Source organism: Pseudoxanthomonas sp. SL93 (assembly GCF_026625825.1).
Classification (GTDB): Bacteria; Pseudomonadota; Gammaproteobacteria; order Xanthomonadales; family Xanthomonadaceae; genus Pseudoxanthomonas_A.
Window position 1 is genome coordinate 2,507,308 of sequence record NZ_CP113065.1, and the last position, 24,222, is coordinate 2,531,529.

The following is a 24,222-nucleotide window of genomic DNA, read 5'->3' on the forward strand; positions in this document are numbered from 1 at the left end:
GCATGGACATGGCCATCGCCTGCTGCCATCACTGCGGGGAGCCCGTCCCCCGGAGGGCGACGTCCGTCCGCGAAGATGCAACGACGCACGTTTACTGCTGCGAAGGATGCGCCGCGGCGGCAACGTGGATCGAACAGTCCGACCTGGGCAGCTATTACCGCCTGCGCAGCAGCACCGCCAATCGCGTGCAGGCCGACGCGGCGGACATGCAGGACTGGGACCGCACCGAACTGCTGGACGAACACGCGCGTGTCGTCGCCGGCGGCCGCGAGATCGTGCTGCTGACCGATGGCATGCGCTGCGCCGCGTGCGCGTGGCTGATCGATCGGGCGCTGGCGCGGGAACCGGGCGTGCTGGACACCACGGCCAACGCGGTGACCGGCCGCATCCGCATCGCCTGGGATCCTTCACGCGCATCGCTGTCCTCATTACTGCAACGGCTGGCGATGCTCGGCTACCGCGCCTACCTGGCCACCGGTGAAGCGCGCGAACAGGCGCGCCTGAGCGAGCGCAGGCGCTGGTTGCTGCGACTGGGCGTGGCCGGGCTGGGTTCGCTGCAGGCGATGATGCTGGCCGAGGCGCTGTACCTGGATGTCAACGCGACGATGCCGCTGCCCACGCGCGACCTGTTCCGCTGGCTGACGTTCCTGGTCAGCACGCCGGTGGTGTTCTACAGCGGCTGGCCCTTCCTGTCGGGGATGGCGCGCGAACTGCGTGCGCGTCACGTGGGCATGGACACGTTGATCGCCGGCTCCACGCTGCTGGCCTATTTCGCCAGCCTGGTGGAGACGGTCCGCGGCGGCACCCATGTCTGGTACGACGCGGCGGTGATGTTCGTGTTCCTGCTGCTGGCTGCACGCATGCTGGAGCAGCGCGCGCGCCACATCGCCACCGCGCAGGTCGATGCGCTGGCACGCGCGCAGCCCGTGTTCGCCACCCGTGAGCGCGCAGACGGCACGCGCGAAACGGTACCCCCGTCGGCGTTGCGCATCGGCGACACCGTCTGCGTGGCGGCGGGCGATGGCGTGCCGGCCGACGGCACGCTGCTGGACAGCCAGGCGGTGTTCGAGGAAGCGCTCCTGACCGGTGAGTCGCATCCTGTGGTGCGGCACCAGGGCGAGCCGGTCTATGCCGGCACCACGTGCCGCGAGCGGCCGGCACGGTTGCGCGTCGGCGCCACCGGCCCGGCCACGCGGTTGTCGCAGCTGGCCACGCTGGTGGAACAGGCGCAGGCGCATCGCCCACCGCTCGCCCGGACGGCGGATCGCGTGGGCCGCTATTTCGTGGTGACGCTGCTGGTGCTGGCCGTGCTCGTCTACGCGGGTTGGCGCATCGTCGCACCGGAGCGCGCCTTCGAAGTGACGCTGGCCCTGCTGGTCATCAGCTGCCCGTGCGCGCTGTCGCTGTCGGTGCCTGCCGTGCTGGCGGCCGCGCACGGCGCGCTGGCCCGGCGCGGGGTGCTGGCCACCCGACCGGAAGCCCTGGACACATTGGCGCGTGCAACCGACATCGTGTTCGACAAGACGGGCACGTTGACCGATGGCGCGCCTTCGCGCGTCTCGGTCGATCGATTGGCGGGTATCGATGAAGCCGCCGCGCTCACCATCGCGGCGGCACTGGAAAAAGACAGCGGCCATCCCTTGGCGGCGGCGTTTGCTGACATCGCGGTGCAGCGGACCGCGGTTTCGGTGACCACGGTCAGTGGCCTCGGCGTGCAGGGCCACGTGGATGGGCGGCTCTGGCGGCTCGGTCGCGCCGACTGGGCCGCGGGTCGGGGGGACGACGGCGCTGTGTGGCTGGGCGATGGCACGCAGGCCATCGCGCGCTTCCAGGTGAGCGAGCGCCCGCGCGCGGACGCGGCCCCGGCGCTGGCGGCCCTGCGTGCCCAGGGCCTGCGCATCCATCTGGCCAGCGGCGATGGCGAAGGGGCGGTGCAACGGCTGGCGCATGCACTGGACATCGGTGACGCGCATGCGCGCCAGTCGCCGCTGGACAAGCTGGCGCTGGTGAAGCGCCTGCAGGCAGAAGGCCGCATCGTCGCGATGGTGGGGGACGGGCTGAACGATGCACCGGTGCTCGCCGGTGCGGATGTTTCCATCGCCATGGGGGAAGGTGCACCGCTGGCGCAGCGCGCCGCCGACCTGGTGACCCTGCGCCCCAGCCTGCTGCGCATCGCCGATGCCGTACACGTGGCCCGCACGTCACGCCGGCTGGTCGCGCAGAACCTGGCGTGGGCGATCGGCTACAACGTGCTGGCGCTGCCGCTGGCCGCCGCGGGCATGGTGACGCCGTGGATCGCTGCCCTCGGCATGGCGGTATCCTCATTGGCCGTCACCCTCAACGCGCTGCGTCTTGCGCGGGATGGAGAAACGATCACCGCATGAACATCCTGCTGCTGCTGTTGCCGATCAGCCTGCTGCTCCTGGGCGCTGCCATCGCCGCGTTCGCCTGGGCCGTGCGCAAGGGCCAGTTCGACGACCTGGATACGCCGGCGCTGGACATCCTGGACGACGCGCCGCCTGCCCCGCCGCGCGCGCGGAAGAGCGACGGCGATGCCGGCTGACACGCCTGTGCTGGTGGCGGCACTGCTGGCCGGGCTGGTCGGTAGCACGCATTGCGCGGTGATGTGCGGCGGCATCGCCACGGGTTTCTCGGCACTCTCCGCGCGGCAGGGCTGGCCGCATGCGCTGCAGCTCAACCTGGGCCGGGTCGCGGGTTACGCGCTGGCGGGTGGGCTGGTAGGCGCATTCGGTGGCGGGCTGCTGATGCTGTTCCGCCACGATGCCGTCGCACTGGCGATGCGCGTGGGTGTCGGACTGGCGCTGGTGCTGCTTGCGTTGCGCCTGCTGGACCGGAAGGGGCGGCTTGATGTCGTCGCCCGGCCCGGCGCAAAGCTGTGGCACGCATTGCGCCCGCTGCATGCACGCGTACTGCCTGCGGACACCGTGCCACGCCGCCTGCTTGCAGGGGCCTTGTGGGGCTGGCTGCCCTGCGGCCTGAGTATCAGCGTGCTCACGGTCGCCTGGCTGCAGGCCAATCCGCGAGATGCGGCCTTGACGATGGCCGCCTTCGGCCTGGGTACGCTGCCGCTGATGGTGCCGCTGACGTGGTCCGGCGCGCGCCTGGGCCGACTCTGGCAGCGGACGTCCCTGCGCGCGTTCGCCGCCTCGGTGGTGATGCTGGCGGGCGTGCTGACCATCGCCTCGCCATGGTTGATGCAGCAACCCGCGCTGCACGGCATCCTTGCCGCCCTTGGATGTCGTACGTTGCCTGCATGAGCCTGATTGTCTGCGCAACGCCCCACTCCCCGGCGGCAACCCCATGAGCGCCGCACCTGGTTCCAACGGAGCGCGCACGGCCGCCGGGCAACTGGCGGGGCTTGGGCACGCCGCACGCGGCCGCCTGCGCGCGGCCAGCGCACTGGCCGTGCTGTCCGGCGTACTGCTGATACCGCAGGCCGCCCTCATCGCCTCGGCCGTGCAGCAGGTCTTCATCGACGGCGTGGCGCCTGGCCATGTCGCGATGTCGCTGTGGGGGCTGCTAGCCATCCTGCTGCTCCGCGCCGGACTGGGCTGGGCGGGTCGGCGGCTGGCCGACCGGGCGGTGGAACGCATCCGCGTGGATCTTCGCGCGCGCATCGCGCGGCGGCTGGTCGCGCGTGGGCCCTACTGGGTGCGTTCGCAGCAGAGCGGCGCGCTGGCCGAGCGCATGGGCACCCACGTCGACGCGCTGGAAGGCTACTTCGGCGGCTTCCTCCCCGTACGCGCCGAAGTGGTGTGGGTGCCGCTGGCGATCCTGGTGGCGGCGTTCTCGGTGGACCGCACGGTGGGCGCCATCCTGCTGCTGACACTGCCCCTAGCGCCGGTGTTCATGATGCTGGTGGGGTACGGCGCGGAAGCGGCCAGTCGCCAGCAGTTGCAGGCGCTGTCGCGGATGGGCGGGCATTTCGCCGACCGCCTGCGCGGGCTCGGGCTCATTCGCCTGTATGGCCAGGGCGAGAACGAACTGTGCGGCATCGAAGCCGCGGCCGAAGGCCTGCGCGTACGCAGCCTGAAGGTGCTGCGCATCGCCTTCCTGTCATCGGCGGTGCTGGAGTTCTTCGCGTCGCTCAGCGTGGCGATGGTCGCGTTGTACCTGGGGCTCACCTATCTGGGCATGCTCGACCTGCGCGCGTCGCCGCTGACGTTGGGCGCAGGCGTGTTCTGCCTGCTGCTGGCGCCTGAATTCCATGCGCCGTTGCGCCGGCTGGCGACGCACTACCACGACCGCGCAGCCGCACTGGCGGCGGTGGACGAGATCACGGCGGTGCTGGGCGATCTGGACGAGACCGTGCCTGGCGATGCGTCCACGACCGCGACCCTTGTCGTGGGCAGCACCACGGACGACATCGGCGCGCCGCTCATCTCGGTCCGTGGCCTGCGCGTGCGACACGCCGCGGCGATGCCGCCGGTGATCCAGGCATTGGACCTGACACTACGCCGCGGCGACCACATCGCCCTCGCCGGCCCCAGCGGCGGCGGCAAGAGCACGCTGCTGGAAGCACTGGCGGGCTGGCTGCCGATCAAGGACGGCACCATCGAGCGCGCGCACGGCCTGCGCATTGGTTACGCGCCGCAACGGCCTTTCCTGTTTGCCGGCAGCCTGGCCGACAACCTGCGCCTGGCGCGGCCGGACGCGAGCGACCTCGACCTCCGTCGCGCCGCCGAGGCGGCGCAGGTGCTGCGCTTTGCCGATCGCCTGCCGGAGGGACTGGACACGGTGATCGGTGAGCGGGGTTTCGGCCTGTCGGGAGGCGAGGCGCGCCGCATCGCGTTGGCGCGCGTGTTCCTGCGCGACCCGGACGTGCTGCTGCTTGACGAACCCACCGCCTTCCTCGACGCCGACACCGAAGCGGCGGTGCTGCGCGCGATCATCGCGTTCGCACAGGGCCGCGCCTTGCTGATGGCCACGCACGGTCGTACGGCGATGGCGTCGATGCAGCAGGTGTACCGGCTGCGGGATGGGCGCCTGCGCGCGGAGGACGCGGCATGAGCCTTCCCGACGACCTGAGCGGCGCCTCGCTCCGTTGCGTGTTCCAGCGGCATCGGCGCCTGATCGTGCTGACGGTGGCACTGCTGCTGTTGACGCTGCTGGCCGGCACGGGCCTGCTGGGCCTGTCAGGCCACTTCCTCACCGCCGCCTCGCTGGCGGGCGCGGGGGCGATGGGGTTCAACTTCTTCGGGCCATCGGCGGGCATCCGTGCTTTGACGTTCGTGCGCATCCTGTCGCGCTACGCCGAAAAGCTGCTGGGCCACGACGCCACCCTGCGCGTGGCGCGCGACCTGCGCGTGTGGTTCTTCCGCCGTGCCCTGCCACGGGCACCGCTGGGCCTGGGGCGCCTCCGCATCGGCGATCTCATGGCACGGCTGGTGGCGGACATCGAGGCCGTCGACGGCCTGCTGGTGCGCGCCATCGGTCCGCTGCTGGCTTTGCTGATGCTGGCGCTGGTGGCCGTGGGCGTCGCGCTTTCACTGCTGCCGTCGGCCGGCGTGCTGCTGCTTGGCGTGCTGTTCCTGCTGGGCGGCGCCATCCCGTGGATCACCTCGCGCGGTGTCGCGACGCTGGAAGAGGATCGCGCCACGGCACGGTCGGACCTGCGTGCCGCCGTGCAGGAAGGCATCGAGGGCGCCACCGACCTGGCCGCGATGGACGCCACCGCCGCGTGGCTGCAGGCCCTGGATGCACGCAGTCGTGCCGTCGCCACGTGGGAGGACCGCCGCAAGCGGCGGCTCGCCGCCGGCAACGCGGCGCATGCCGGCGTCACTGCACTCGCATTGCCGGCGATGCTGTGGCTGTTGCTGTCCGCCGCGCATGAGGGACGCATCGCTGCCGCCACGGCGGGCGGCCTGTTCTTCATGAGCCTGGCCGTGCTGGAAGCGGCCGCGGGCATCGCACTGGCATGGCAGTCCTGGCGGGCCACGACCGCGTCGGCGCGGCGACTGGAGGACATCACGCAGCCGGGGGACGACAGCACCGAGGCCACGGGCGGGGCGGCACCCTCGCGGCACGGCGAACTGGAGTTGCGCGACGTGTCCTTCCACTGGCCAGGCAGCACGCGGCAGGTGCTGGAAGGCGCGCAGTTGCGGGTCGGTGCGGGCGAGCGCGTCGTCATCTACGGCGACAGTGGCGAAGGCAAGTCCTCGCTGCTGGCGCTGGTGCTGCGCCTGTGCGACCCGCAGGCGGGCAGCGTGCGGTTCGATGGTGACGACCTGCGCACGCTCGATGCCGCGCAGTGGCACGCCCGCATCACCTGGCTGCCGCAGGACGCGCCGGTGTTTTCCGGCAGCGTGCGCGAGAACCTGCAACTGGGCGACCCGCAGGCCCCCGATGCACGCCTCTGGCAGGTATTGGAACAGGTACGCCTGGACACGCGGTTCCGCGAGACGGACCTGGGGCTGGACACATGGGTCGGCGAGAGCGGGGCCACGCTGTCGGCCGGACAGTCGCGGCGACTGGCGCTGGCGCGCGCGCTGCTGCGGGACGCGCCGCTGCTGTTGCTGGATGAACCCACCGAGGGACTGGACCACGACACCGCGGACGCGCTGATGCAGGACATGGCCACGGCCTGCGAAGGCCGCAGCGTACTGATCATCAGCCACGACACCCTGCCGGACGGCGTCGTGCATGCGCGCTACCGGCTGCGCGACGGCACGCTGCAGCGGATCCAAGCACCCGCGGAATGAGCGGACAGTGGCACCCTTGGACCGCTTTATGCGTGATCAAGGGCAATCGCTCGGAGCATGTGGCGCATGCCGACCTACCAGGCCCCCGGGGTGTATATCGATGAGGCCGGGCGCCGGCCGGGCATGCCGTCGGCCGCGCCCGCGACGTTGTTCGTCTGCGACACCCTGCAGGATGATGAAACGCACATCGTGCGGGTCGCCGGCATGGCGGACTATGCCGCGCAGTGGGGCAGCCCCGACACACACCTGGTCGGGCGCGCCCTCCGGCATTTCTTCGCCAACGGCGGGCACACGGCCCACGTACTGCGGCTGGCGAAGGACGAAGACGGCGTTGCCGCGGCCATCGCATCCGCGCTCGCGGCCGGAGGCGCACTGGAGACGGCGAGCTTCACCCTGCTCTGCGCACCGGGCCTGGCCGACCTGCCTGCACTGAAGGCCCTGCAGCAATGGTGCGCCGCGCGCGACGCGTTCCTGCTGATCGACGCGCCGCGTGACGCCAGCCACGATGCCGTGCTCGCCCATGCCGATGCGCTGGCCGGCGAAGACGCCTCGCACTCCGCGCTCTACCACCCCTGGCTGCGCGACGCGCGCGGCGCCTGTCCGCCATGCGGCGCCCTTGCCGGGCTGTACACGCGCAACGATGCCGCGCATGGCCCGTGGAAGGCGCCGGCGGGCACCGACGCGGACCTGCGCGGCGTACTGGGCGTGCAGGTGATGCTGTCCGACCAGGAGATCACCCGCCTCAACCCGCGGGCGGTCAATGCGATCCGCTGGGGCCGCAGCAGCGTGATCGCGTGGAGTGCACGCACGCTGGCGGGCCAGGACGGCAACGCGTCGGCATTCAAGTACGTTTCCGTGCGCCGCCTGGCCTCGCACCTGCAGCTGACGCTGCGGCATGACCTGGCGTGGGTGGCGTTCGAATCCAACACGCCGGCCCTGTGGGCACGGGTCGCGTCGCACGCGGAGCGCGTGCTGCAGGGGCTGTTCCTGGAGGGCGCATTCCGCGGTACCCGGCCGCGCGACGCCTACGTGGTCCGCTGTGGCAGCGATACCCTGACCGCCGACGACATCGCCCACGGCCGGGTCCATCTGCTGGTCGGATTCGCCCCGCTCAAGCCCAGCGAATTCGTGATGCTGCGCATCACGCTGCAGGCCGCGGACGCCACCTGAGTGATTCGGCTTACGCGCGCGCTTCCGCCAGCGCGTCGAGGCGTGCGCGGTCGAGCAGGCGCACGTGGTGGGGATCATCGGTGGCGATGCTGCCTTCCTGGCGCAGGCGGGTGAAGCTGCGGCTGACGGTTTCCACGGTCAGCCCCAGGTAGTCGGCGATGTCGGTGCGGGTCATCGGCAGGATCACCTCGCTGTCGTCCTGCCCCTGGCGTCGGCGGCGCATCGCCATGTCCACCAGGAAACCCGCCAGCCGCTCCATGGGATTGAGCCGCGCAAGCGACATCAGGTTGCCGCGGGTGGCATCCAGCTCCACGCAGGCGCGTTCCAGCAGTTCGCGCTCCAGCTGCGGATGGTCGCTGCACAGCGTGCGCATGTCGGACATCGAGAACGCGCAGACCGTGCTGTCGATGATGGCTTCGATGCTGTGGCGGTAGTGCGAGGCGCCGCTGAAGCCGATGAAGTCGCCCGGCATCAGGAACCCCGCCACCAGGCGGCGGCCATCCGGCAGCAGGCGCATGCGGCGCAGCGCACCCCTCGTGACCGTGAAAACGCCGCGCCGGGCCTCGCCCTCGCGCACCAGCAACTCACCGGCGCGCAGCCGCATGTCGTCTGCCAGGGCTTCCAGTTCGCGTGCGTTTTCCAGGGGCAGGGCCGCGCAGACGGCCAGATGGCGGACCAGGCAGCCGGTGCAGCCGCGCGCATTGGCCTGGCAGGCGGGGGGGTCAGCCAACGCCTCCGCAGGCACCGGCACGCCGTTCTGGCGGAGGATGCGGAAGCTCATGAGGGGCGCGGGAAGGATCGCATTCAGCGGGCATCATACGCCCGCGTCTCCACCCCCATCGCCGGCATCGACCTGAACCGTCGGTCCGGGCGCCAAGGAATTTCCCCCATTCAGGCGGCGGATCGGTTACAGTGCGCGCCGCTTGCCAGCGGCCGTTCGTTTCCCCATGGTCCGCCGGCGCCGGGATGTCCAATCGACCTCCCGCGCCCGCCCGCTCCGACTTCTTTCGTTGCGCAAGCCCGGATCCGCCGTTTTGGCGACTCCGCACCCCTTCTCGCAGCGCGGTTTCAGGGAACGCTTCGAGTCACGGTCATTCCGCATTCCGCGTGTCGAACGCTGCCGCACAGTTCCTGTGCCGGCGTCGCGCGTGTGTCCGGCCGGCCGACTTTGGAGCTTCAACAATGACGTTTGAAAACCTTGGCCTGGCGCCTGCCCTCCTGCGTGCGCTGGACGAACAGGGCTACACCCAGCCCACCCCCATCCAGGAACAGGCCATTCCGCTGGCCCTGGCAGGCCACGACCTGCTGGCCGGCGCCCAGACCGGCACCGGCAAGACGGCCGCGTTCGGCCTGCCGCTGATCCAGTACCTGGCCACCACCCCGCAGGAAGTCGCCGCCCGCGGCCCGCGCAAGCCGCGCGCGCTGGTGCTGACCCCCACCCGCGAACTGGCCGTGCAGGTGCACGACAGCCTGCGTGGCTACGGCAAGTACCTGCGCATTCCCAGCACCACCATCTACGGCGGCGTCGGCATGGGCAACCAGCTGGATGCGCTCCGCCGTGGCGTGGACATGGTGATCGCCTGCCCGGGCCGGCTGATCGACCATATCGAACGCCGCAGCATCGACCTGTCCGGCATCGAGATGCTGGTGCTGGACGAAGCCGACCGCATGCTGGACATGGGCTTCCTGCCGTCCATCAAGCGCATCCTGGCCAAGCTGCCCAAGCAGAACCGCCAGACCATGCTGTTCTCCGCCACGTTCGCCGAGCCGATCCGCGAACTGGCCATGGAGTTCATGCGTGATCCCAAGCAGATCCAGGTCACGCCGAAGAACACCGTGGCCGAGACCATCACCCACCGCGTCCACCCGGTCGACGGCAGCCGCAAGCGCGACCTGCTGCTGCACCTGCTGGCCAAGGACAGCCGCCTGCAGACGCTGGTGTTCGCCCGCACCAAGCACGGCAGCGACAAGCTGGCGATGTTCCTGGACAAGAGCGGCATCAAGACCGCGGCGATCCACGGCAACAAGTCGCAGGGCGCCCGCCAGCGCGCGCTCAACGACTTCAAGGCCGGCCGCATCAACGTGCTGGTGGCCACCGACATCGCCGCGCGCGGCATCGACATCGACCAGCTGCCGCAGGTGATCAACTTCGACCTGCCGATGGTGGCCGAGGACTACGTGCACCGCATCGGCCGTACCGGCCGCAATGGTTCGACGGGCGAAGCGATCTCGCTGGTCGCCCAGGACGAAGCCAAGTACCTGCGCGCCATCGTGCGCATGCTGGGCCGCGACGTGGACCTTCGTGACGTGCCGGGCTTCGAGCCGCAGACGCCGATCCGCTGGGGCAACAGCGCACCGGGCAAGGCCGAGCAACCCGGCGGCGACCATGCCCCGCGCCGCACGTCCGCGCAGAAGCATGCCCGACGCCCGCACAGTGAGGCCCCGCGCCATGCCCATGCCGGCCCGAAGAAGCACGGCAGTGGCCCGCGCCGCGAAGGCGACCGTCGCCCTGCCGGCGCCCGCCAGGGCCAGGCGCGTCCTGCCCGCTGAGCTGATCCGTGCGGCGCCGTCACCGGCGCCGCACGTTTGTTTCCACGCCCTCTAGAATCCCCCCATGGATATCTTCAAGGTCTTCACCCTGGAAGCCGCCCACCGGCTGCCCAACGTGCCCGAAGGGCACAAGTGCGCGCGCCTGCACGGGCATTCGTTCCGCATCGAACTGCACCTGAGCGGTGAACTCGACCCGCATACGGGCTGGGTGATGGACTTCGCCGACGTCAAGGCCGCCTTCAAGCCGATCTACGACCGGCTGGACCATCACTACCTCAACGACATCCCCGGCCTGGAAAACCCGACCAGCGAGCGCATCGCCGCCTGGATCTGGGAACAGGCCAAGCCCGTGCTGCCGCTGCTGAGCGAAGTCGTGGTGCACGAGACCTGCACGGCAGGCAGCCGTTACCGGGGCTGACCATCACGGGGCTGTGTGGGAGCGACGTCAGTCGCGATGACGCCATCGCGGCGGTCGATCGCGACTGACGTCGCTCCCACAGCGCCGCAGCGGGACCCATACAAGCGTTTGATTTTAAACGAACCCTGACCGTTCGTCGGCAAACCATACGGCTGTTATTGCACTGCAACATTTTCAGGGGTATGCTGCGTCGCAACAAATGGGAAATCCCCTCAGGAGTACGCCATGACCACCCAATTCAACGAAAGCTTCAGCCAGTTCACGCACCAGTTCGCCGCCGCTGCCTCGCGCGCCAACCGCCTGGCCCTGGAAAGCGCCGAGACCGTGTTCGGCGTGCAGCTGAAGACCTTCGAGAAGAACATCGACGCCACCACCGCCTTCTTCGGCGAGCTGGCCGAGACCCGCGACCTGGACGGTTACAAGAACCTGTGGCCGAAGGGCCTGCAGGTGGCCAAGGACAACGCCGAGCGCGTCGTCGCCGCCAGCCAGGAAGTGTTCGGCCTGAGCCTGAAGACCGGTGAGGCGTTCGGCCAGCTGGTGAAGACGCAGTTCGAAAGCGCGACCGACAACGTCCAGGCCTCCGTGGCCAAGGCGACCAAGGCCGCCAAGGGCAAGTAATCCCGCCCTGCTCCAACGCTTATTGCGCGGCTCCCCCTCCCTCCGCGCAGCCCGACCCGGCAGCACCTCCACGCTGCCGGGTTTTTTATTGCCGCGCCGCGCCGCGCCCACTGGAATCGTCAGCGGTGGGAACATCGAACGCGTCGCAACGCGTCCATCAGGTGAACGGCACCGCTTCCGAGCAGCCGCGACAGACACTCCGCGCCGCCAAGAACGCACGCGCGCCCTACGGCGGCGACAGATACGTCGCCAGATCCACCGCGCCCGCCTCCGGCGCATGCGGCAGCCTGCCCCAGCACGCCACCGGCATGCGCGCGGACAACAGCGCGAAGTTCTCGTCGCGGCGCTCCATCTGCGGGTCGACTTCGTTGGCGATCCAGCCCACCAGCCTCGCGCCGTCGGCCTGGATGGCGCGCGCGCTGAGCCGCGCATGGTTGATGCAGCCCAGCCGCATGCCGACCACCAGCACCACCGGCAGGTCCAGCGCCTCGACCAGATGGCGCTGGTCCAGCGTGGCGGTCAACGGCGCCGCCCAGCCGCCCACGCCCTCGACCAGCACGAGATCGGCACTGCCGCGCAGCCGCTCGAACGCCACCTGCAACGGCGCCAGTTGCACGTCCACGCCCGCCTCCCGTGCGGCGATCTCGGGCGCCAGGGGGGCCGGCAGGGCGAACGGATTGAGGTCGGCATAGGCCGGCACCGGCTGGCTGGCGGCCTGCAGTGCCAGTGCGTCGTCGTTGCGCCACCCGTCGCCGGTCAGCACGCAGCCGCTTGCCACCGGTTTCATGCCTACCGCACGCAACCCACGCGCCCGCCATGCATGCAGCAAGGCACAGCTGGCGACCGTCTTGCCTGCACCGGTATCGGTCCCGGTGACGAAGACCCTATCCATGCGACGCCTCCCGACCACGACGCCCGGCCCAGCGCAGGTGCGAGTACCGGAACATCGCCAGCCTCGCGAAACCGGCGGCGTTCAACGCCTGCAGCAACGCGGCCACGCTGCCGGGGATTCGATCGGCGGCAATCATCCACAGGCTGGCGGCGAACGCGACGACGGCATCGATGAAGGACGCAAGCTGCGGGTTGCCATGCCCGCACGCGTTGCCGCTGTCGTCGTCCGTCTGCGTCGTGATCGTCATGTTGCCCTGCCCGTACCGGTTGGGCGGCATCATATCGGGCCGAAGCGTTCCAGCCATCCTGCCGACGGCTAAAGCGGCGCGGGAGTAGAATCCGGGGCATGTCATTCACCACACAGACCCTGTCCGGCAGCAAGCCGGAACAATACGCACAGCTGGCCGCCCAGGCCCGCGCACTGCTGCATGGCGAAAGCGACCGCATCGCCAATGCCGCCAACCTGGCTGCCCTGCTCTACCACTCGCTGCCCGACTTCAACTGGGCCGGCTTCTATTTCTTCGATGGCCGGGAATTGGTCGTAGGTCCGTTTCAGGGATTACCAGCCTGCGTGCGGATCCCGTTGGACAAGGGGGTCTGCGGAGCCGCCGCACGCACCCGCCAGACCCAGCGCGTGGACGATGTGGAAGCCTTCCCGGGCCACATCGCCTGCGATGCGGCCTCGCGTTCCGAACTCGTGGTGCCGCTCGTCCGGGGCGACACGCTGATCGGCGTGCTGGACCTCGACAGCCCGCGCGTGGCCCGCTTCGATGCGGACGACCAGCAGGGCATGGAAACCATCGCGCGCCTCTTCGTGGAGTCCCTGGAATGACAGCCGCCAAGATGCGCAACATCGGCCCCAAGTCCGCCGCCTGGCTGCGCCAGGTCGGGTTGCGCACGCAGGAAGACCTGGCCTCGGTCGGGTCGGTGGAAGCCTTCATCCGGGTCAAGCGTGCCGGCTTCCGGCCCAGCCTCAACCTGCTGTACGCCCTGGAAGGCGCGCTGCTGGATTGCCACTGGCAGCAGTTGCCGGAAGACCGCCGCGGTGAACTGATCACCGCCTACGACGCCGCTGCCGCGCTGTTGCCGCCGCCACGCGGCCGCCCCGCCGCGGGCCCCGTCACCACCACCCACACCGAGCGCGAAGAGGACAGCGGCCCGTCGCTGAACCTGTTCGATGCACGCGGTGGCGACGACGACTGAGCCCCATCGCGTATACTCGCCGCGCTTCAAGGTGACCTGCGGCCACGGCCGGAGGTTGAAACGGGAAGCCGGTGACGTGCCCGCCACAGCGGCACCATTCCGGCGCTGCCCCCGCAACGGTAAGCGAAGACAGCCACGGCATCGGCCACTGTGCGTCCAACACGCATGGGAAGGCGCCACGGCGGAGTGCCCTGCACTCGTTCGCAAGCCCGGAGACCGGCCTGGGAGTCCACTGGTTGCGATGCGGAGGGCGTCGCGGCGTGCCGCGCCGCTTGCCTGCGCTGTCCGCAACGTTTCCCTTCGTGCTGCAACTCCACCCCGATGAATGCGCGCGGGGCGCGCGATGGAGTTGTTTCCGATGCACAAGCGTTTTCCCACTTCCCACCGACTGGCGATGGCCGTCGCGCTGGCCCTTCCCTTCTCCGGGCTGGCGCAGGACGCCACCACCGAGCTCGACGAAGTCGTCGTGTCCGGCACGCGCACCGAGGTGTCGGTGCAGGACAGCCTGGTGCCTGCCCAGGTGATCAACCGCGAGGAGATCGAGCGCTCGCAGGCGCGTTCGCTCCCCGAACTGCTGAAGGGGCGCGCAGGCATCAACCTGACCAACCAGGGCGGCATGGGCAAGCTGACCACGCTGTTCCTGCGCGGGGCCGAATCGGACCACGTGCTGGTGCTGGTGGACGGCATCCGCATCGGCTCGGCGAGCGCCGGCCTGGCGTCGTTCCAGGACCTGCCCGTCGACCAGATCGATCGCATCGAGATCATCCGCGGCCCGCGCTCCAGCCTGTACGGTTCCGAAGCCATCGGCGGCGTGATCCAGATCTTCACCCGTACCGGCGGCATGGGTTTCAGCCCGCGCCTGCGCGTCGGCGCCGGCAGCCACGGCCTGCGCGAAGCCAGTGCGGGCTTCAGCCAGCACACGGAGCGCGGCTGGATCAGCGCCGATGGCGCGTACCAGGAGACCGACGGCATCAATGCCTGCCGCGGCTCCGCCGTCACCTTCCAGGGTTGCTTCGCCGACGAACCCGATGCCGATGGTTACCGCAACGTCTCGCTGTCGCTGCGCGGCGGCCTTGAGCTGGCCGACACGCTGACGCTGGAAGGGCACTTCCTCAATGCCGACGGCGACAACGAATACGACGGCAGCATCTTCGGCGGCAACGAGACCGAAACCACGCAACGCGTCGTCGGCAGCAAGCTGACGTGGACGCCGGGCGATCGCCTGAAACTGACCGCGCAGGCGGGCCGCGCGGCGGACCAGTCCGACGCCTACTTCCGTGATGCCGGCGTGCGCACCTACGTCAACACCTTCGACACGCGCCGCGACACCGCGTCGTTGCAGGCGGACTTCACCCTTGCCGAAGGCCAGCTGCTGAGTGCAGGCGGCGACTGGCAGCGGGACGAGGTGACCAGCACCACGGCGTTCACCGTCGACAGCCGCGACAACACCGGCGTGTTTGTGGAATACCAGGGCCAGTTCGGCGCGCACCAGCTGCAGGCCAGCGTCCGCAACGACGACAACGAGCAGTTCGGCAACCACACGACCGGCAGCGTTGGCTGGGGAATGGCGCTGGGCGGCGATTTCAGGCTCAACGCCAGTTACGGCACCGGCTTCAAGGCGCCCACGTTCAACGACCTGTACTACCCGTTCGGTGGCAATCCTGATCTCGAGCCGGAGGAATCCGAAAGCCTCAACGTGGGCATCGGCCAGTACGCGGATGCCTTCAGCTGGACCTTCAACGTGTACGAAACCCGCATCGACGCCCTCACCGGCTACGACAGCTTCTTCAACCTGGTGCAGGTGGATGAGGCGCGCATCCGTGGCGCGGAGTTCACCTTCGCCACCACGCTGGCGGGTTGGGACATCGCCACGCAGCTCAGCTATGCCGATCCGCGCGCCCGCGCCGATACCACGGCCGAAGGCGCTTCGAATCCCAACTACGACAACCTGTTGCCGCGCCGCGCGCCGCGGACGGGTCGCATCGACGTGGATCGCCGCTTTGGCGCGTTCCGGTTCGGCACCACGGTCAACGGCGCCAGCGCGCGCTACGACGACGCCGCCAACAACGTGCGCGTGGCGGGGTATGGCACCGTGGACCTGCGCCTGGAGTACGCCATCAGCGCCGACTGGAGCGTGCAGGCGCGCGCCACCAACGTGTTCGACCGCGATTACGAAACCATCGCCTGGTACAACCAGCCGGGTCGCGAGTACGGCATCAGCCTGCGTTATCAGCCTGCGTCGGACTGATGGCGCGGCGGTTGCCAGCGTGAAAAAGAAAGCCCGGCAACGCCGGGCTTTCTTTTTCAGGCTTGCCGGGATTGCGCGGCCCCTCACTCCCCGGGAACGTCGAACAATCCCGGCTGTGCGGCTTCATCGCGCTCACGGAATCCCGACAGGCCCACGCCCACCAGCCGGTACAGCGTGGACGCCGGCAACGCCACACGGTCGCGCAGGGCCAGCGCGATGTCGATGAATTCGTGTGCCGATGCCGGCGGCGCCTCCGGCGTGAAGCTGCGGGTGAGGATGCGGAACTGCGCCGTCTTCAGTTTCAGCACCACGGTGCGGCCGACGCGATCCGTCTTGCGCGTGGCCTCCCACGTCTTGCCGGCCAGCTGGCGGATGGGCGCCTCGAGTTCGGCCAGCGGGATGTCGGTGGCGAAGGTGTCCTCCGACGAGATCGACTGCACCGGCTGGTCCGGTTGCACCGGACGTTCGTCGATGCCGCGCGCGCGCCGGTACAGGCTGCCGCCGAAGCTGCCGAAGCGCTGCTCGAGATCGTGCTGCGCGAAGGTGCGCAGGTCGCCTACCGTGTGGATGCCCGCCGCGTTCAACTTCCCCTGCATCACCTTGCCCACGCCGGGGATGCGCTCCACTGGCAGCGGCGTCAGGAACGCCTCCACCTGGTGCGGACGCAGGACGAACTGGCCATCAGGCTTGCGCCAGTCCGACGCGATCTTCGCGAGGAACTTGTTGGGCGCCACCCCGGCCGATGCGGTCAGCGCGGTTTCCTCCCGGATCTGCGCGCGGATGGTTTCGGCGACGGCCGTCGCGGTGGGCAGGTTTGACTTCGGCGCGGTGACGTCGAGATAGGCCTCGTCAAGCGAGAGCGGTTCAACCAGATCGGTGTGGCGCAGGAAGATCTCGCGCACCTGCCGCGACACCGCCTTGTAGCGGACGAAATCCGGCGGCACGAACACCGCCTGCGGGCACAACCGCTCCGCGCGCACGGCCGGCATCGCCGAGCGCACGCCGAACACGCGTGCCTCATACGATGCCGCGCACACCACCGACCGCTCGCCGCGCCACGCCACCACCACGGGGCGGCCACGCAGCGACGGATCGTCGCGCTGTTCCACAGAGGCGTAGAACGCGTCCATGTCGATGTGGATGATCTTGCGCATCACGTGATGATATCGGCCGCCGTACGCGATCGCATGGATGCATGCGCGCACGATACGCACGCGTGTGGAGTCGCGGGCAGAAAGCGCGAAACCCTTGCCGCAATTACGTCGCGCGAATGGTACGCCGGCGTATGGAAAAACCCGGTTGCCCTGCGTCAAGACAAGCGTATGCACATGTGTGCATTATTTGCGGCTTCGCATAACGGACCACGCAATGAACGCCCCTGCTTCCTTCTCGCGCGAACAGCTGCTCGCCAGCGCGCGCGGTGAACTCTTCGGCCCCGACAGCGGCCGCCTGCCGAACGACCCGATGCTGATGTTCGACCGCATCACCGAGATCCGCGAGGACGGTGGTGCGCACGGCAAGGGCATGGTGCGCGCCGAACTGGATATCCACCCCGAGCTGTGGTTCTTCAAGTGCCACTTCCTCGGCGATCCGGTGATGCCCGGGTGCCTAGGGCTGGATGCGATGTGGCAGCTCACCGGCTTCTTCCTGACCTGGATCGGCGCGCCTGGCCGTGGCCGCGCGCTCGGCACCGGCGAAGTGAAGTTCACCGGCCAGGTGCTGCCCACGGCCAAGCGCGTGACCTACGAGATCGACATCAGCCGCGTGATCAACCGCAAGCTGGTGCTGGCGGCAGCCGATGGCCGCATGCTGGTCGACGGCCGCGAGATCTACACCGCGCGCGACTTGCGCGTGGGTCTGTTCACCTCGACGGAGAGCTTCTGATGCGCCGCGTCGTCATCACCGGCCTGGGCATCACTTCCTGTTTGGGCAACGATGCGGATACCGTGTCGTCCGCGTTGCGCGAAGGCCGTTCGGGCATCCGCCATATCCCGCAATACGCCGAACTCGGCTTCCGCAGCCAGGTGGGCGGTGCGCCGGAGATCGACCTTGACGCGCAGATCGACCGCAAGCAGAAGCGCTTCATGGGCGATGCGGCGGCGTTCGCGCACATCGCGCTGCGTGATGCGATCGCCGATGCCGGCCTGGACGATGCACTGGTCAGCCAGCCGCGCACGGGCCTGATCGCCGGTTCCGGTGGCGGTTCGGCGGAATGGCAGATCGAAGCCGCGGACCTGCTGCGCGCGCGCGGCATCCGCAAGGTGGGGCCGTACATGGTGCCGCGCACGATGTGCTCGACGGTATCGGCGACGCTGGCCACCGCGTTCAAGATCAAGGGCGTGAGCTATTCGATCTCCGCCGCCTGCGCGACCTCGGCACACTGCATTGGTGCGGCGGCGGACCTGATCCGCGCCGGTCGCCAGGACATCGTCTTCGCCGGCGGCGGCGAAGAACTGCACTGGGCGCTGACGATGATGTTCGATGCGATGGGCGCGCTGTCGAGCAAGCGCAATGACGATCCCACGCACGCCTCGCGACCCTACGATGCGGACCGCGACGGCTTCGTCATTGCCGGGGGCGGCGGCATGCTGGTGCTGGAGGACTACGACCACGCGATGAAGCGCGGTGCACGCATCCGCGCCGAATTGCTGGGCTACGGCGTGACGTCCGATGGCGCCGACATGGTGGCGCCCTCCGGCGAAGGCGCCGTGCGCTGCATGCGGATGGCACTGGAAGGCGTCAGCGCCCCGCTGGATTACCTCAACACGCACGGTACCTCGACGCCGCTGGGCGACGTGATCGAACTCGACGCGATCCGCACTGCACTCGGCGACGCGCTGCCGCCGATCTCGTCCACCAAGGCGCTGTCCGGCCACTCGCTGGGCGCGGCCAGCGTGCACGAGGCGATCTACTGCCTGCTGATGATGCGCGATGGCTTCAGCGCCGGCTCGGCCAACATCGAGACGCTGGACGAGGGCGCCGCGGACTTCCCCCTCGTGCAGGTGAGCCGCGAGGCGACGCTGAACACCGTCATGTCCAACAGCTTCGGGTTCGGCGGCACCAACGCCAGCCTGGTGTTCGGCCGGGTGTGAGGCCGGTCAGCGGGCGTCGACCGCGCGACGCCCCAGCGCCGGATCGTCGGTGAAGAAGCCGCCGATCCCCAGCGCGAGATAGGCGCGGATCTCGGCAAGGGATCCGGCCTCGTTGCGCGTGCGCGGATCGTCGCCTTGGCGCAGTGCCTCCGGCAGGAACTGGTTCTCCGGCCGGAAGGTGTACGGCCACACGTGCAGGCCTTCCTTGCGCGCATCCGTCGTCAGTGCAGTGGGCGCGCCAAGCGTGCCGTCCTCCGCCACCGGGATCAGCAGGCGTGTCCACGGCCCGATGATCTCGGCGTAGCCGGCGATGTCCCGCAATCCTGCGGGCGTCATCAGGTCCGCGTAGCGTGTCGACTTTCCGGCTGCCAGTGCATCCCCGGGTTGCGTGTCCGCCGGGCCCAGCAGCTGCAGCAGGCGGATGTTCCCGTGCGACGGCCCCAGCCGCGTGCGCAGCGCACGCAGGTTCGCCTGTTCGAACGATTGGATCACCACCGGTGCCTCGCGCGTGTACGCATGCGCCGCCAGCGTCCCCAGCAGCCGCTCCTCCATCGGCAGGCCGATGCGCTGGAAGTGGCTGGGATGCTTGATCTCGGGAATCAGGCCGATGCGACGCCCACTGCGCGCAGCATGCTCCGCCGCCAATGCGATGACCTCATCCAGCGTCGCGATGTCGTATCGGCCATCGTGCGACGTACCGCGCAGCGCGGGCAATCTTTCACGTGCACGCAGCGTCTTCAGTTCGGCCAGGGTGAAGTCTTCGGTGAACCAGCCGTCGAATGCCTCGCCATCGATCACCTGCCGGCGCTTGCGTGCGGCGAACTCGGGCCGCTGCGCGACATCGGTGGTTCCGCTGATCTCGTTCTCGTGCCGTGCGACCAGGACGCCATCGCGCGTGGCCACCAGATCGGGCTCGATGTAGTCCGCACCGTCCTCCATCGCACGCGCATACGCCGCCAGCGTGTGCTCCGGCAGCTGCGCGCTGGCGCCACGGTGTGCGATCACGAGCACATCGGCCCACTCTTCGCCGGCGTGGACGGATGCGGCCGGCATCAGGGCCAGCAGGAAGGGGAGCAATCGACGGAACGGCATAGGCAATCCTTCATGCATGCAAGCATGCCATGCGAAGCACGGGAGCCGGACAGCACAAAGCCCGACCTTCGCCGGGCTTCGGTGCAACGCGGGAGGAGAGAGGCCCCGTTGCAGCGCGTATTCTGCGCGCCGACTGTTACAGGCGGGCGACAGCGGCGCCCCGTGGACCGCTGCAGTGGTTCATGCCGCACTTCGCTGCCGCACCGCCAGTTGACAACATTACATGTAATACATATCGTTATTTCATGACAGACACCCGCCCTGCCATAAAGGCATCCACGCTGCACGTTCGCAACTACCGCGAGCGCATGCGTGAGCAGGGACTGGTCAAGAAGGACGTGTGGATCCGGCCCGAGTATGCCGAGGAACTGGCGGCCATCGAGAAGGCCATGCGGGAATCGGCTCGGGATGCGGGCATCCCTTACCTGCCCACGCAATCCACGGAGGCGGGCTGGACGCTGGCCGCCATCCGGCACGCCCTGCAGCAGGCCAGCACGGTGCGGGACGGCCTGATCAGCCTGGAGACCATCGAAGGCGCGGAACCCAGCCTCCATCTGGTGATGCACGAATACGGGGACCTGTCGGTGTTCCTTGCTGTGGGTGGCGAGCAGATCCTGGTCGAAGCGTACCTGTGGCCGGTGGATGACGTGGCCGACCCGGCCGCCTTCAATGCGCATGTGCTGAGCACGCACGTGCTGCTGCCGCTGTCGACCATCGGCATGCAGCGCATCGGCGGCGTCCCTGGCTACACGATGTTCGGCGCGCTGGACACGCATTCCAGCCTGGCTAACGTCATGTTCGAGATCGAGACGCTGGCCGAGAATGTCATCAGCGCTACCGAAGCCTACCGCCCGTTCCTGCGCACGGCGACGCGGAGGAAGGCCTGATGCCCGACACGCTGAAGACACTGTTCAAGCGCATCCAGGAGGGCATGGAAGGGTTGGCTGGCTCCGTGATGGGCGACCGCGCAGAGCGCCTACTCGACGAAGAGATCCGCACCATCGATGATGCCCTGCATGCCACGCGCGGCGAGCACGCGGCGGCGAAGGCACGTCGTGTCGCCAGCGAACAGCACCAGGCGAATCTGGTCGCACGCATTGGCGAGGTCGAGGCCAAGGTGGAGACCGCGCTGCGCCAGGGTCGCGCGACACAGGCGCGCAAGGCAGCGGACGAGGTCGTCCATCTCCAGGCCGAGCGCAGCCAGCGCGTGGCGGAGGGACAGGAACTCGCCATGCAGGAACGCCAGTTCGCCCACGTCGTGGAACAACTCGAAGGCCGCCTGCGCCGCCTCAAGCACCAGTTGGACATCCTGCGTGCGTCGAACAGCCTGCAGCGGGCTCAGGCAACGGTGGCGCGTCGACAGCCCGGCGACGCGTTGTATCCGGAGCCGGCATTCGCTTCTGCTGCGCGGATGAAACAGCGCCGCGGACCATCGACAGGGGGGACCGCCGCCGTCCGGGAGAAGGGCAAGAAGACCACCGCGGATCCCGCAGAGGCTGTGCTGGACCGTGCCCGCAAACGCATCACATCGTCCGCGCGTAAGCGCTGAAGGGGAGTTGCTTGAACGAGTTCCTCACCATCATCCTGAGCTTCCCGACCGTCGTGTACGGCGTGCTGCTCGCCCTCTGCGTCATCTATTGGCTGCTGGCCGCGACTGGCCTGTTCGAGCTCGATACCGTGGACGGATGGCTGGGCAGCGACGGCGACACCATCCAACCGTCATCCGTCGCCGGCATGCTCGCCAAGATTGGCCTGTCCGGCGTTCCGCTGACGCTGGTGCTGACGACACTCGCGCTGTTCGGGTGGATTGTCTGCTTCCTCGCCCAGCGCTACCTCATCCCGCTGGTTCCGGGCGCCTTGCGAGGATTTGCCGGCCTTGCGGTCGCGGTCGCAGCGCTGGTGCCAGGAATACTGGCGACATCGGCGACGTTGAGGCCGCTTGCGATGCTGATCGCGCGGCTGCGACCGCCCATTCCGCCTTCCGTGCTGGGTCGCACCGGCCAGGTCGTTTCGCCCTCGGTCGACGAACGAAGCGGGCGCGCCCACTTCGATGATGGTGGTGCCGGCCTGATCCTGCAGGTCCGCGCCCCGCCAGGGCAGCAATTCCACCGCGGTGACCCGGTCGTCCTGATCGAGCACCTGGAAACCGCCAACGCCTTCCGGGTCATGTCCAAGACCGAATTCGACCAGCAGTAAGCATCCGCCACATCCTCAAGGAGTTTCGCCATGGATACCACCAACCTGATCTTCGTCCTCACCATCCTCGGCGTTGCGGTGGTGCTGCTGTTCGGCTTCATCGGCATCTTCAAGGCCTTCTACAAGAAGGTCGAACAGGGCACGGCCCTGATCGTCAACGACATGAGCGCGCAGCCGAAGGTGCACTTCACCGGCGCGCTGATCATCCCTGTGCTGTACAAGGCCGAGCTGATGAAGATCAGCCTGATCACCCTGCAGGTGGATCGCCGCGGCAAGGAAGGCCTGGTCTGCAAGGACAACATGCGCGCCGATATCGCGGTGGCGTTCTACCTGCGCGTCAACGAGACTCCTGCCGACGTGTTGCGCGTGGCCAAGGCAATCGGTGCCGACCGCGCGTCCGACAAGCACGCCGTGGACGAGCTGTTCAACGCCAAGTTCTCCGAGGCGCTCAAGACCGTCGGCAAGAAGTTCGACTTCACCGAACTTTTCGACAAGCGCCAGGAGTTCCGCGACGAGATCGTCGCCGTGATTGGCCAGGACCTCAACGGCTACGTGCTGGAAGACGTCGCCATCGACTACCTGGAGCAGACGCCGAAGCACCTGCTCGACCCCAGCAACATCCTCGACGCCGAAGGCATCCGCAAGATCACCGAGCTGACCGCGCGCCAGAACGTGCAGACCAACGAACTGGAACAGAACGAAAAGCTGGCGATCACCAAGAAGAACACCGAAGCCCGCGAGGCACTGCTCGCGCTCGAACGCCAACAGGCCGAAGCCGAGGCGCGCCAGCAGCGTGAAGTGGAGACTGTGCGCGCCCGCGAGGCCGCCGAGACCGCCAAGGTGATCGAGGAGCAGCGCCAGGTGTCCGAGCGCGCGCGCCTGGAGACCGAGGAGCAGATCAAGATTCGCGAGCAGGAGCAGCTGCGCCAGGTCGAGGTGGCCGAGCAAAACCGCCGCCGCGCCGTCGCCATCGAACTCGAGCGCGTGGCACGCGCCGAGCAGCTCGAGCGCGTCAACACCAACAAGGAAGTACAGCTGCAGGAAGTCGACCGCGACAAGGTGGTCGAACAGGGTCGCATGGAAGTGGCGAACGTCGTCCGCGAGCGCACGCAGATCGAACAGACAGTCGCCGTGGCCGAAGAGAAGATCAAGGAAACCCGCGAGGTCGCCGAAGCCGACCGCGCGAAACAGGTGACCATCCTGGCCGCCGAAGCTGCCGCGCAGGAAACGCTGGTCAAGGACGTCAAGGCCGCAGAAGCCGCCGAACAGGCCGCGCGCCACCGTGCCGTCGAGCTGACCGTGCTGGCCGAAGCCGAACTGCAGGCCGCCGGCAAGCAGGCCGAAGCCAAGCGCGTGATGGCGGACGGCGTGCGTGCCGAAAGCGCCGCACCCGGCCTCGCACTCGCCCAGGTGCAGGAAGCCAATGCCGTGGCGATGGAGAAGACCGGCCTGGCCGAAGCACGCGTGCTGGAAGCCAAGGCCGACGCAACCTACAAGCAGGGCAACGCGGATGCGCGTGTGCTTAACGAGCGCCTGACCGCCGAAGCCGAAGGCGCACAGAAGCTGGGCCAGGCCAACGCCAGCGCCAGCCAGGCCATGGGCGACGCCGAGGCCAGCAACATCGCCAAGAAGATGTCCGCCGAAGCCGAGGGCCTGACCTCCAAGTTCGACGCGATGGGCAAGATGAGCCCCGATGCGCGCAGCCACGAGGAGTTCCGCATGCTGCTGGAAACCCAGCTGCGTCAGTTGCTGGCGTCCATCGACGCAGGCAAGGCGATCTCGCGCGAGAACGCCGAGGTGCTGGCCAGCGCATTGAAGAACGCCAACATCGAGCTGATCGGCGGCGATGGCGGCGTCTTCAACGCGTTGACCAAGGGCATCTCGCTGGGCAAGGCACTGGAAGGCATCGTGGGCGAAAGCCCGATCGCATCGCAGCTGCTGGGCCGACTGGCAGGCGCTGGCCTGCCAGTGTCCGGCCGCCAGGCCGAGGCGACCGACGCCTGACGCACTGCCGCCTGAGCC

23 protein-coding genes and 1 riboswitch are annotated in these 24,222 nt (G+C 68.7%); of the genes, 18 read left to right on the forward strand and 5 right to left on the reverse strand.

Annotated elements, in window-relative coordinates:
• The first annotated feature begins 2 nt into the window (after nucleotides 1-2).
• The 6 genes from OVA13_RS11910 (at nucleotide 3) to OVA13_RS11935 (ending at nucleotide 7,892) form a co-directional block, all read left to right on the forward strand.
• Complete coding sequence (locus OVA13_RS11910) at nucleotides 3-2,384, forward strand: heavy metal translocating P-type ATPase (RefSeq protein WP_267790696.1); 2,382 nt, start codon at nucleotides 3-5, stop codon at nucleotides 2,382-2,384.
• Entirely contained in the window at nucleotides 2,381-2,563 is a 183-nt protein-coding gene (ccoS, locus tag OVA13_RS11915; RefSeq protein ID WP_267790697.1) for a cbb3-type cytochrome oxidase assembly protein CcoS, read from the forward strand. The genes OVA13_RS11910 and ccoS overlap by 4 nt, the downstream gene beginning before the upstream one ends.
• Nucleotides 2,553-3,278, forward strand: a complete 726-nt coding sequence (locus tag OVA13_RS11920) for a sulfite exporter TauE/SafE family protein (RefSeq protein ID WP_267790698.1) — start codon at nucleotides 2,553-2,555, stop codon at nucleotides 3,276-3,278. Before ccoS ends, OVA13_RS11920 begins: the two co-directional genes overlap by 11 nt.
• 43 nt (nucleotides 3,279-3,321) lie before the next feature.
• The gene (gene cydD / locus OVA13_RS11925) at nucleotides 3,322-5,031 is read left to right on the forward strand and encodes a thiol reductant ABC exporter subunit CydD (RefSeq protein ID WP_267790699.1); all 1,710 of its coding nucleotides are present in this window, start codon (nucleotides 3,322-3,324) and stop codon (nucleotides 5,029-5,031) included.
• Nucleotides 5,028-6,722 carry a thiol reductant ABC exporter subunit CydC gene (cydC, locus tag OVA13_RS11930; protein WP_267790700.1) on the forward strand — a complete coding sequence of 565 codons (1,695 nt, stop codon included), beginning with the start codon at nucleotides 5,028-5,030 and terminating at the stop codon, nucleotides 6,720-6,722. The genes cydD and cydC overlap by 4 nt, the downstream gene beginning before the upstream one ends.
• 66 nt (nucleotides 6,723-6,788) lie before the next feature.
• Nucleotides 6,789-7,892 carry a phage tail sheath family protein gene (locus OVA13_RS11935; RefSeq protein WP_267790701.1) on the forward strand — a complete coding sequence of 368 codons (1,104 nt, stop codon included), beginning with the start codon at nucleotides 6,789-6,791 and terminating at the stop codon, nucleotides 7,890-7,892.
• Between the two features lie 10 nt (nucleotides 7,893-7,902).
• Here the strand turns inward: OVA13_RS11935 and OVA13_RS11940 are convergent, their stop codons facing one another.
• Nucleotides 7,903-8,673, reverse strand: a complete 771-nt coding sequence (locus OVA13_RS11940) for a Crp/Fnr family transcriptional regulator (RefSeq protein ID WP_267790702.1) — start codon at nucleotides 8,671-8,673, stop codon at nucleotides 7,903-7,905.
• 401 nt (nucleotides 8,674-9,074) lie between these two features.
• On the opposite strand from OVA13_RS11940, the gene OVA13_RS11945 reads away from it, so the two are divergent.
• From OVA13_RS11945 to OVA13_RS11955, 3 genes are all read left to right on the forward strand, one after another.
• Entirely contained in the window at nucleotides 9,075-10,442 is a 1,368-nt protein-coding gene (locus OVA13_RS11945) for a DEAD/DEAH box helicase (RefSeq protein ID WP_267790703.1), read from the forward strand.
• 64 nt (nucleotides 10,443-10,506) lie between these two features.
• The gene (gene queD, locus OVA13_RS11950) at nucleotides 10,507-10,860 is read left to right on the forward strand and encodes a 6-carboxytetrahydropterin synthase QueD (RefSeq protein ID WP_267790704.1); all 354 of its coding nucleotides are present in this window, start codon (nucleotides 10,507-10,509) and stop codon (nucleotides 10,858-10,860) included.
• Between the two features lie 225 nt (nucleotides 10,861-11,085).
• Nucleotides 11,086-11,478, forward strand: a complete 393-nt coding sequence (locus tag OVA13_RS11955) for a phasin family protein (protein WP_267790705.1) — start codon at nucleotides 11,086-11,088, stop codon at nucleotides 11,476-11,478.
• Between the two features lie 226 nt (nucleotides 11,479-11,704).
• Here the strand turns inward: OVA13_RS11955 and bioD are convergent, their stop codons facing one another.
• Entirely contained in the window at nucleotides 11,705-12,370 is a 666-nt protein-coding gene (gene bioD, locus OVA13_RS11960) for a dethiobiotin synthase (RefSeq protein WP_267790706.1), read from the reverse strand.
• Nucleotides 12,363-12,617 carry a hypothetical protein gene (locus OVA13_RS11965; protein ID WP_267790707.1) on the reverse strand — a complete coding sequence of 85 codons (255 nt, stop codon included), beginning with the start codon at nucleotides 12,615-12,617 and terminating at the stop codon, nucleotides 12,363-12,365. Before OVA13_RS11965 ends, bioD begins: the two co-directional genes overlap by 8 nt.
• A gap of 98 nt (nucleotides 12,618-12,715) precedes the next feature.
• On the opposite strand from OVA13_RS11965, the gene OVA13_RS11970 reads away from it, so the two are divergent.
• The 3 genes from OVA13_RS11970 to btuB all read left to right on the forward strand — a co-directional run bounded on the left by OVA13_RS11970 (nucleotide 12,716) and on the right by btuB (nucleotide 15,820).
• Entirely contained in the window at nucleotides 12,716-13,201 is a 486-nt protein-coding gene (locus OVA13_RS11970) for a free L-methionine (R)-S-oxide reductase MsrC (protein WP_267790708.1), read from the forward strand.
• Complete coding sequence (locus tag OVA13_RS11975; RefSeq protein ID WP_267790709.1) at nucleotides 13,198-13,572, forward strand: TfoX/Sxy family protein; 375 nt, start codon at nucleotides 13,198-13,200, stop codon at nucleotides 13,570-13,572. The genes OVA13_RS11970 and OVA13_RS11975 overlap by 4 nt, the downstream gene beginning before the upstream one ends.
• Nucleotides 13,573-13,584: 12 nt before the next feature.
• A riboswitch (cobalamin riboswitch) is annotated at nucleotides 13,585-13,812 on the forward strand.
• 118 nt (nucleotides 13,813-13,930) lie between these two features.
• Nucleotides 13,931-15,820 (forward strand): TonB-dependent vitamin B12 receptor, encoded by a 1,890-nt coding sequence (gene btuB, locus OVA13_RS11980; protein WP_267790710.1) that lies wholly within the window; start codon nucleotides 13,931-13,933, stop codon nucleotides 15,818-15,820.
• Nucleotides 15,821-15,903: 83 nt separating this feature from the next.
• Here the strand turns inward: btuB and dinB are convergent, their stop codons facing one another.
• A complete protein-coding gene (gene dinB, locus OVA13_RS11985; RefSeq protein ID WP_267790711.1) occupies nucleotides 15,904-16,974 on the reverse strand; it encodes a DNA polymerase IV in 1,071 nt (356 codons plus the stop codon).
• 214 nt (nucleotides 16,975-17,188) lie between these two features.
• Here dinB and fabA point away from each other — a divergent pair, with 214 nt between their 5' ends.
• Together fabA and fabB are read left to right on the forward strand one after the other, a co-directional pair.
• Nucleotides 17,189-17,704: a 3-hydroxyacyl-[acyl-carrier-protein] dehydratase FabA gene (fabA, locus tag OVA13_RS11990; RefSeq protein WP_267790712.1), complete on the forward strand. Its 516-nt coding sequence runs from the start codon at nucleotides 17,189-17,191 to the stop codon at nucleotides 17,702-17,704.
• Nucleotides 17,704-18,912, forward strand: a complete 1,209-nt coding sequence (fabB, locus tag OVA13_RS11995; RefSeq protein WP_267790713.1) for a beta-ketoacyl-ACP synthase I — start codon at nucleotides 17,704-17,706, stop codon at nucleotides 18,910-18,912. The genes fabA and fabB overlap by 1 nt, the downstream gene beginning before the upstream one ends.
• Before the next feature lie 6 nt (nucleotides 18,913-18,918).
• On the opposite strand, the gene OVA13_RS12000 is transcribed toward fabB, so the two are convergent.
• Nucleotides 18,919-19,965, reverse strand: a complete 1,047-nt coding sequence (locus OVA13_RS12000; protein ID WP_267793518.1) for a glycerophosphodiester phosphodiesterase — start codon at nucleotides 19,963-19,965, stop codon at nucleotides 18,919-18,921.
• Between the two features lie 284 nt (nucleotides 19,966-20,249).
• Here OVA13_RS12000 and OVA13_RS12005 point away from each other — a divergent pair, with 284 nt between their 5' ends.
• The 4 genes from OVA13_RS12005 to OVA13_RS12020 are packed head-to-tail and all read left to right on the forward strand — an operon-like array spanning nucleotide 20,250 to nucleotide 24,204.
• Entirely contained in the window at nucleotides 20,250-20,891 is a 642-nt protein-coding gene (locus OVA13_RS12005; RefSeq protein ID WP_267790714.1) for a YjfI family protein, read from the forward strand.
• Complete coding sequence (locus tag OVA13_RS12010; protein ID WP_267790715.1) at nucleotides 20,891-21,553, forward strand: PspA/IM30 family protein; 663 nt, start codon at nucleotides 20,891-20,893, stop codon at nucleotides 21,551-21,553. Before OVA13_RS12005 ends, OVA13_RS12010 begins: the two co-directional genes overlap by 1 nt.
• 11 nt (nucleotides 21,554-21,564) lie before the next feature.
• Nucleotides 21,565-22,200, forward strand: a complete 636-nt coding sequence (locus tag OVA13_RS12015; protein WP_267790716.1) for a hypothetical protein — start codon at nucleotides 21,565-21,567, stop codon at nucleotides 22,198-22,200.
• A gap of 30 nt (nucleotides 22,201-22,230) precedes the next feature.
• The gene (locus OVA13_RS12020) at nucleotides 22,231-24,204 is read left to right on the forward strand and encodes a flotillin family protein (protein ID WP_267790717.1); all 1,974 of its coding nucleotides are present in this window, start codon (nucleotides 22,231-22,233) and stop codon (nucleotides 24,202-24,204) included.
• Nucleotides 24,205-24,222: the final 18 nt, after the last annotated feature.

Bases quoted from the DNA above. Each gene is read 5' to 3' on its own strand.
- bioD (WP_267790706.1), bottom strand. From the start codon at position 12,370: ATGGATAGGGTCTTCGTCACCGGGACCGATACCGGTGCAGGCAAGACG.
- OVA13_RS12000 (WP_267793518.1), bottom strand. From the start codon at position 19,965: ATGCCGGCCGCATCCGTCCACGCCGGCGAAGAGTGGGCCGATGTGCTC.
- dinB (WP_267790711.1), bottom strand. From the start codon at position 16,974: ATGCGCAAGATCATCCACATCGACATGGACGCGTTCTACGCCTCTGTG.
- fabA (WP_267790712.1), top strand. From the start codon at position 17,189: ATGAACGCCCCTGCTTCCTTCTCGCGCGAACAGCTGCTCGCCAGCGCG.
- OVA13_RS11955 (WP_267790705.1), top strand. From the start codon at position 11,086: ATGACCACCCAATTCAACGAAAGCTTCAGCCAGTTCACGCACCAGTTC.
- OVA13_RS12005 (WP_267790714.1), top strand. From the start codon at position 20,250: ATGACAGACACCCGCCCTGCCATAAAGGCATCCACGCTGCACGTTCGC.
- OVA13_RS11965 (WP_267790707.1), bottom strand. From the start codon at position 12,617: ATGACGATCACGACGCAGACGGACGACGACAGCGGCAACGCGTGCGGG.
- fabB (WP_267790713.1), top strand. From the start codon at position 17,704: ATGCGCCGCGTCGTCATCACCGGCCTGGGCATCACTTCCTGTTTGGGC.
- cydC (WP_267790700.1), top strand. From the start codon at position 5,028: ATGAGCCTTCCCGACGACCTGAGCGGCGCCTCGCTCCGTTGCGTGTTC.
- OVA13_RS11920 (WP_267790698.1), top strand. From the start codon at position 2,553: ATGCCGGCTGACACGCCTGTGCTGGTGGCGGCACTGCTGGCCGGGCTG.
- btuB (WP_267790710.1), top strand. From the start codon at position 13,931: ATGCACAAGCGTTTTCCCACTTCCCACCGACTGGCGATGGCCGTCGCG.
- OVA13_RS11910 (WP_267790696.1), top strand. From the start codon at position 3: ATGGACATGGCCATCGCCTGCTGCCATCACTGCGGGGAGCCCGTCCCC.
- OVA13_RS11975 (WP_267790709.1), top strand. From the start codon at position 13,198: ATGACAGCCGCCAAGATGCGCAACATCGGCCCCAAGTCCGCCGCCTGG.
- OVA13_RS11945 (WP_267790703.1), top strand. From the start codon at position 9,075: ATGACGTTTGAAAACCTTGGCCTGGCGCCTGCCCTCCTGCGTGCGCTG.
- OVA13_RS12020 (WP_267790717.1), top strand. From the start codon at position 22,231: ATGGATACCACCAACCTGATCTTCGTCCTCACCATCCTCGGCGTTGCG.
- OVA13_RS11970 (WP_267790708.1), top strand. From the start codon at position 12,716: ATGTCATTCACCACACAGACCCTGTCCGGCAGCAAGCCGGAACAATAC.
- queD (WP_267790704.1), top strand. From the start codon at position 10,507: ATGGATATCTTCAAGGTCTTCACCCTGGAAGCCGCCCACCGGCTGCCC.
- OVA13_RS12010 (WP_267790715.1), top strand. From the start codon at position 20,891: ATGCCCGACACGCTGAAGACACTGTTCAAGCGCATCCAGGAGGGCATG.
- OVA13_RS11935 (WP_267790701.1), top strand. From the start codon at position 6,789: ATGCCGACCTACCAGGCCCCCGGGGTGTATATCGATGAGGCCGGGCGC.
- OVA13_RS11940 (WP_267790702.1), bottom strand. From the start codon at position 8,673: ATGAGCTTCCGCATCCTCCGCCAGAACGGCGTGCCGGTGCCTGCGGAG.
- cydD (WP_267790699.1), top strand. From the start codon at position 3,322: ATGAGCGCCGCACCTGGTTCCAACGGAGCGCGCACGGCCGCCGGGCAA.
- ccoS (WP_267790697.1), top strand. From the start codon at position 2,381: ATGAACATCCTGCTGCTGCTGTTGCCGATCAGCCTGCTGCTCCTGGGC.